The sequence below is a fragment of the Kitasatospora sp. NPDC057512 genome (genome assembly GCF_042802135.1).
In the GTDB taxonomy this organism is placed as follows: Bacteria; Actinomycetota; Actinomycetes; order Streptomycetales; family Streptomycetaceae; genus Kitasatospora.
The window spans coordinates 1-5949 of record NZ_JBHVET010000549.1 but is presented as its reverse complement, the minus strand read 5'-3'; the positions used below and the strand labels follow the sequence as shown (position 1 = coordinate 5949).

Below are 5949 nucleotides of genomic sequence, written 5' to 3'. Positions count from 1 at the left end.
AGTCCGGGGGGACTCGCTCCACGCCTCCCCCGGTCCCCAGCGCCCTCGGCCCGACCAGTGCTCCCGGCCGGACCAGCATCCTCGACTAGACCAGCGCGCTCCAGTACGGGCAGCGGACGTACGGCAGCGGCGGCGCACAGCGGTCGACGCTCCCGGACAGCACCGGGCCCCGCTCCGAGCGGGCCACTCCGGGCGAGCTCGCGGTCAGCCCGGCCTCGCCCGACTCGCCGAAGCGCAGTTCCAGCCGGTAGCCGTCCGGCGTGGCCGCGGCGACGCCCGGGCGGTCCCGGCCGGCGTTCAGCGAGGTGATGGTCCAGCCGCGCCGCCGCCAGTGCCGCTCCACCACGTCCGCCAGCACCGCCCGTCGGGAGAGCGAGACGACGGTGAGGAGGTCCCGGCCCCGGGTGACGTACCAGAGCAGCTCCGACTCCCGCCCCGGCAGCGGCAGCCTCGCCCCCGCCCGCGCGGGCGCCCCCTGCCAGACCGGCGCCGGACGGACGGCGTCCAGGGTGTCCTGGAGCAGCGTCTCGCAGCGCTCGGTGGCGTCGAGTTGGTCGATCGTCACCTCCGGCCCCGACTCCGTCCCCGGCTCGGACTCCGTACCCGGTTCGGACTCCGACCGCCGGACCGGCGCGACCCACGCACCGCCGGGACGGCCGGGACCGCCGCCGCCCGGGCGTCCGACGTTCAGTTCGGCACCACCTGACTGCACAGGGCCCTCCGTACTCCTCCCGGCGTTCAACCCGGGCAGGCATTCCGTCACTGCTGCTTGGACGGCGGGCGGGTACGGGCAGTTCCCCTCCCGGCTCCGGCCCTCACCGTTCCCACACCTTCACCACGCACTGCACGGTGCACCGGGAGGGCACGGGCGGCGGCGCGCGGGCGGCCCGTCCGGCGGGCGCGCACGACCCGGGCGACCGGCGCGCGGAGCACACGATTGCCCGCGAGGCAAGCCCTGCTCCAGAAAGGCCGATTACCGCGCATGGTGATCCTTATCAAATTGACTGAACGTCAACTTCAAAGGTGAGACTGCCTGGACAGCAACATTCGCAAGGAGACGACCATGCGCATACTCTTCACCGGCCCCGCCGCGGCCGGTCACCTCTACCCGATGGTGCCCACCGCCCAGGCGCTGCGCGCCGTCGGGCACGAGGTCCTGTTCGCCACCGGACAGCCGGTCGAGCTGATCCGCTCCGCGGGCTTCCCCGTCGCCCAGGTCGGCGACGGCCGGGGCCTGCGGGAGATCATCGAGGAGGGTCTCGGCGGCAAGGTCCAGTACGTCAACCGGGACAAGACCCAGGAAGAGATCCTCGACATGGCGGCCGCGATGTTCGCGCACGCCTCCCGCCCCGACGTGGACGGCCTGCTGGCGGTCGCCGACGACTGGGGCGCCGACCTGATCGTCCACGACTCCTTCGCCGCCGCCGGCCCGCTGGTCGCCGCCCAGCTCAAGATCCCGTCGGTGGTGCAGAACTTCGGTGCCAGCCCCGGCCGTCCGATGGCCGACCTGGTGGCCTCGCACGTCTCCGACCTGTACGAGGAGCGCGGCCTGACCGCTCCGGGCGTCGCCGCGGTGCTCAACCTCGGCCCGCTCGGCGGCGACCCGGACGGCCTGCCGATGCGCTACGTCCCGTACAACGGCGGCGGCATCGTCCCGGGCGAGTTCCTCCGCAAGCCCGACCGCCCGCGGGCGGTCGTCACCCTGGGCACCGTGCTCGCCGAGATCGACGGCGTCCGCGCGGTGGTCCGCCTGGTCGAGGCGGCGGCCGAGGTCGACGCCGACTTCCTGCTCGCGGTCGGCAACGCCGACCTCGCCCCGCTCGGCACCCTGCCCGCCAACGTCCGCGGCCTGCCCTGGGTCCCGCTCAACGAGCTGCTCGGCCGCGCCGACGCGCTGATCCACCACGGCGGCTCGGGCACCATGCTGACCGCCCTCCAGGCCGGCCTGCCCCAGCTCCTGCTCCCCCAGGGCGCGGACCACTTCCTCAACGCCGACGCCATCACCGCCACCGGCGCCGCCCTGAGCTCCACCTCCGAGGCCGTCGACACCCCGCTGCTCAGCCGTGTCCTCACCGACGCCGCGCTGCGCGACGCCGCCCACCGCCTCCAGGCCGACAACGCCGCCCTGCCCACCCCGGCCGCCCTGGTCCCCACCCTGGAGGACCTCGCCGCCCGCCGCTGATCCCACCCCTGCCGCCGGTGGCCGTACCGCCCGCATCCGTACCCGCTCACAGCGGTGCGGCCGCCGGCGGTACGGCCGCCGGCGCGCCGGCCCGGGGCAGCAGGAGCGGGGTGGCGAGGATGAGCAGCCCCGCGACCGCGAGGGCGGTGCGCGGTCCGGTGGCGGCCGCGAGCAGCCCGCCGAGCGCGGTGCAGACGGCGATGGACGCCTGCTGGCCGATCGACCAGGCCGACAGGGTGCGGGCGACCAGGTGCTTGGGCGTGCGTTCGAGCCGGTAGGTGGCGAGCACCGGGTTGAACAGGCTCATGTTGACGATGATCGCCAGCTCGACGGCCATCACGGTGACCAGGCCGACCACGCCGGGGCGGACGAAGGCCAGGCCGATCAGCCAGACGGCGCGCAGGGTGCCGACGGTCCGGAACACCCGGTCCCGGCCGTGGCGTGCCACGACCCGCCGGGCCAGCCGGGAGCCGATCAGCCCGCCGAGGCAGGGGGCGGCGAAGGCGAGGCCGTACTGCCATGGGGCGAAGTGGAGTTGGCGGAGCAGGAGGACGGCGAGCACCGGCTCGGTGGCCATGATCAGGCCGGCGACGAGCATGTTGTTGAGGTAGAGCGCCCGCAGACCGGGGTCGCCCAGGATGTGCCGCCAGCCGTCGAGCACCGCGCCCGCCCGGACCGGGTTCCCGCCGCTCCGCAGCGGCGCCTCCTCCCGGCCGCGGATCGCGGTGATGCTCAGCGCCGAGAGCAGGTAGCTGGCGGCGTCGGCCACCACGGTGGTGACCGGCCCGAACCGGCCGACCGCCGCCCCGCCCAGCGGCGGACCGATCGCGATGGAGCTCCAGTTCGTGGACTCGAACCGCGCGTTGGCCACCAGCAGGTCGTCCGGCCGGACGAGGGCCTTGAGGTAGGCGCCGCTCGCCGCGCCGAACGCGATCCTGGCCGCGGCGACCACGATCGAGACCACCAGCAGCTGGACGAAGCCCAGCCCTCCCACCGCGTACGCGACCGGGATCGTCGCCATGGCCGCGAACCGGACCAGGTCCGTCGCGATCATCACCGGGCGCTTGCGCCGGAACTCCACCCACGGCGCGAGCGGCACCGCGATCAGCGCGCCCACCGCCGGCCCCACCGCGGACAGCGCGGACACCTCGACGGGGCCCGCGTGCAGCACCAGGACGGCGATCAGCGGCAGCGCCCCGAACCCCAGCCCGGACCCGTACGCGCTCACCGCGTACGCCGCCCACAGCCAACCGAACCGCCGACCCAGCCGTTTCCCACCCGTCATCCGCGGTGCGCTCCCCTCGACGTTCCAAACCCGACCGGACAAACCGGAGTTGACCGGTGAGAGCCAAGCGGGAGGCACAGCGGCCGGTCAAACAACCGTTTCGCCCACCCCGCACAACCGATGGTTGTTCTCTACAGTGGATCGGCGTGGACCTCGAAGCAGTGCGCACCTTCGCCGCCATCGCGGAAGCCGGCCAGTTCCAGAAGGCCGCCGTCGACCTGTCGATCACCCAGCAGGCCGTCTCCAAGCGCGTCGCCGCACTGGAGCGCGAGCTCGGCGTGCGGCTGTTCACCCGCACCCCGCGCGGCGCCGAACTCACCATCGACGGACAGGCGTTCCTGCCCCACGCCCGCGAACTGCTGCGCGCCGCCGAACGCGCGGTCGCGTCCGTACGCGCCGGCCGCCGCCCGCTGCGCGTCGACGTGATCAACTCGCGCGGAGCCGTCTCGGGTCTGCTGCGCGACTTCCACCGCGCCCACCCGGACATCGACCTCGACGTGCTGATGCTGCACGACATCGAGACCGCCGTCGCCGCCGTCCGCTCCGGCACGATCGACGCCACCTTCCGCGCCGTCGCCATGCCCGGCCGGCCGCTCCCCGAGGACATCGCAGCCGTCCGGGTGCTCGACGAACCGCTCCACCTCCTCACCGGCCCCGCCCACGCCCTGGCGGGCGCCAGGACGCTGACCGTCGCCGACCTGGCCGGCCACCGGATCTGGATGCCCGGCATCGTCCCCGGCACCGAGTGGGGCGCCTACTACGCCGACCTCGTCGCCGAGTTCGGCCTCACCATCGAGGCCACCGGCCCCAACTTCGGCTCCGACGCCCTCCTCGACACCATCGCCGACACCCCGGCCCTCGCCACCTTCATGAGCGAGCGGACCCGCCTCGTCTGGCCCGCCGCCCACGGCCTGCGCCGCATCCCGGTGACCGACCCGACGCCCGTCTACCCCCACTCACTCCTCTGGCACCGCGACAACCCCCACCCGGCCCTCCCCACCCTCCGGGCCCACCTCGCCGCCACCGCCCCCACCCCCGACACCCCCGGCACCTGGACCCCCGCCTGGACCCTTCCCCACTGACCGCCCCGACCGGCCGAACCGGGCCGACCGGCCCCGGACAACGCGAAAGCCGCAGGTCGTATGACCTGCGGCTTTCGGTATGGAGCGGGCGACGAGAATCGAACTCGCGCTCTAAGCTTGGGAAGCTCATGTTCTACCATTAAACTACGCCCGCCTGATGAGCCGTCAGAGACCGCTCAATCCAGTGTCACTGTACCCCATTCGCACCGGTGGTTGCACAGGGGGTCGGTGGACGTGGCGGAGCCGGGTGGGGCGGGCGCGGGGGCGTACTGTGTGGGCCGCGCGCGAGTGCTCCGGCGGGTGGGGGCCGAGGCGGCGAGCCATGGTGAGGAATGTCCGGAACATCCCCTAATGTGACGCTGTCCCGGGGCTCGGCCGTCGGGGCGAGTGCGTACGGGTGAGTACTGGGTTAGGGATGGGAAGGGGATCGATGGAGCAGCGCGCCGTCGTTCGTTGTGCCGAGGGGCACCTGTTCAGCACCACCACGTTCCCGATGCAGAACCTCGGTCCTGGCCGGCTCGGGCCCGGACGGTTGATCCGCTGCCCGCAGTGCGGACGGATGCGGAGTTCGGTGCTGGCCGACGTGCGGGAGCTGTCGGAGCCGCAACTGGCGCGGGCGATGCGGTTGGAGGCCGCGGAGTTCCTGGCCTGACGGTCGCGGAGGGACGGAACGGGCCCCGGGCGGATTCGTCCGGGGCCCTGTCGTGCACGTAACCTCGAAGCGTGCTGCTCTCTGACAAGGACATCCGGACCGAAATCGACCTGGGTCGGGTCGTCGTCGACCCGTTCGACCCGGCGATGATCCAGCCGTCGAGTATCGACGTGCGCCTCGACCGCTTCTTCCGCGTGTTCGAGAACCACAAGTACCCGCACATCGACCCCTCCGAGGAGCAGCCGGACCTGACCCGGCTGGTCGAGCCGGAGGGCGACGAGGCGTTCATCCTGCACCCCGGCGAGTTCGTGCTGGCCTCGACGTACGAGGTCATCACGCTGCCCGACGACGTCGCGTCCCGGCTTGAGGGCAAGTCGAGCCTGGGCCGGCTGGGCCTGCTCACCCACTCCACGGCCGGCTTCATCGACCCCGGCTTCAGCGGCCACGTGACCCTGGAGCTGTCGAACGTCGCGACGCTGCCGATCAAGCTGTACCCGGGCATGAAGATCGGGCAGCTGTGCCTGTTCCGGCTCTCCTCGCCCTCGGAGCACCCGTACGGCTCGGAGCGCTACGGCTCGCGCTACCAGGGCCAGCGCGGCCCGACGCCGTCCCGCTCGTACCTGAACTTCCACCGCAGCGAGGTCTGACCGCAGGACCGGCTGGACCCGAAAGGGCCCGCAGGACGCGAAGGACCCTCGGGCCCCACGGAGCGCACGCACGACGGGCGGCCGATCCCTCAGGTGAGGGA

At 73.1% G+C, this 5949-nt stretch carries 6 protein-coding genes and 1 tRNA gene; 4 read left to right on the top strand and 3 right to left on the bottom strand.

The window, feature by feature from the left end; all coding sequences use genetic code 11:
* Window positions 1-85: 85 nt before the first annotated feature.
* Window positions 86-565, bottom strand: a complete 480-nt coding sequence (locus tag ACFU6K_RS28800) for a hypothetical protein (RefSeq protein WP_380667861.1) — start codon at window positions 563-565, stop codon at window positions 86-88.
* A 498-nt stretch (window positions 566-1063) separates the two neighbouring features.
* On the opposite strand from ACFU6K_RS28800, the gene ACFU6K_RS28795 reads away from it, so the two are divergent.
* On the top strand, window positions 1064-2182 hold the full coding sequence (locus ACFU6K_RS28795) for a nucleotide disphospho-sugar-binding domain-containing protein (protein WP_380667859.1): 1119 nt from the start codon (window positions 1064-1066) through the stop codon (window positions 2180-2182).
* 46 nt (window positions 2183-2228) lie between these two features.
* Here ACFU6K_RS28795 and ACFU6K_RS28790 read toward each other — a convergent pair whose 3' ends face one another.
* A complete protein-coding gene (locus ACFU6K_RS28790) occupies window positions 2229-3467 on the bottom strand; it encodes an MFS transporter (RefSeq protein ID WP_380667857.1) in 1239 nt (412 codons plus the stop codon).
* A gap of 146 nt (window positions 3468-3613) precedes the next feature.
* Here ACFU6K_RS28790 and ACFU6K_RS28785 point away from each other — a divergent pair, with 146 nt between their 5' ends.
* Entirely contained in the window at window positions 3614-4549 is a 936-nt protein-coding gene (locus ACFU6K_RS28785; RefSeq protein ID WP_380667855.1) for a LysR family transcriptional regulator, read from the top strand.
* Between the two features lie 80 nt (window positions 4550-4629).
* Here the strand turns inward: ACFU6K_RS28785 and ACFU6K_RS28780 are convergent.
* Window positions 4630-4703, bottom strand: a tRNA-Gly gene (locus tag ACFU6K_RS28780).
* A 276-nt stretch (window positions 4704-4979) separates the two neighbouring features.
* Here ACFU6K_RS28780 and ACFU6K_RS28775 point away from each other — a divergent pair.
* Together ACFU6K_RS28775 and dcd are read left to right on the top strand one after the other, a co-directional pair.
* Window positions 4980-5201 (top strand): hypothetical protein, encoded by a 222-nt coding sequence (locus tag ACFU6K_RS28775; protein WP_074001850.1) that lies wholly within the window; start codon window positions 4980-4982, stop codon window positions 5199-5201.
* 71 nt (window positions 5202-5272) lie between these two features.
* The gene (gene dcd / locus ACFU6K_RS28770) at window positions 5273-5848 is read left to right on the top strand and encodes a dCTP deaminase (protein ID WP_380667853.1); all 576 of its coding nucleotides are present in this window, start codon (window positions 5273-5275) and stop codon (window positions 5846-5848) included.
* The last annotated feature ends 101 nt before the right edge of the window (window positions 5849-5949 follow it).

Bases quoted from the DNA above. Each gene is read 5' to 3' on its own strand.
- ACFU6K_RS28795 (WP_380667859.1), top strand. From the start codon at position 1,064: ATGCGCATACTCTTCACCGGCCCCGCCGCGGCCGGTCACCTCTACCCG.
- ACFU6K_RS28790 (WP_380667857.1), bottom strand. From the start codon at position 3,467: ATGACGGGTGGGAAACGGCTGGGTCGGCGGTTCGGTTGGCTGTGGGCG.
- ACFU6K_RS28775 (WP_074001850.1), top strand. From the start codon at position 4,980: ATGGAGCAGCGCGCCGTCGTTCGTTGTGCCGAGGGGCACCTGTTCAGC.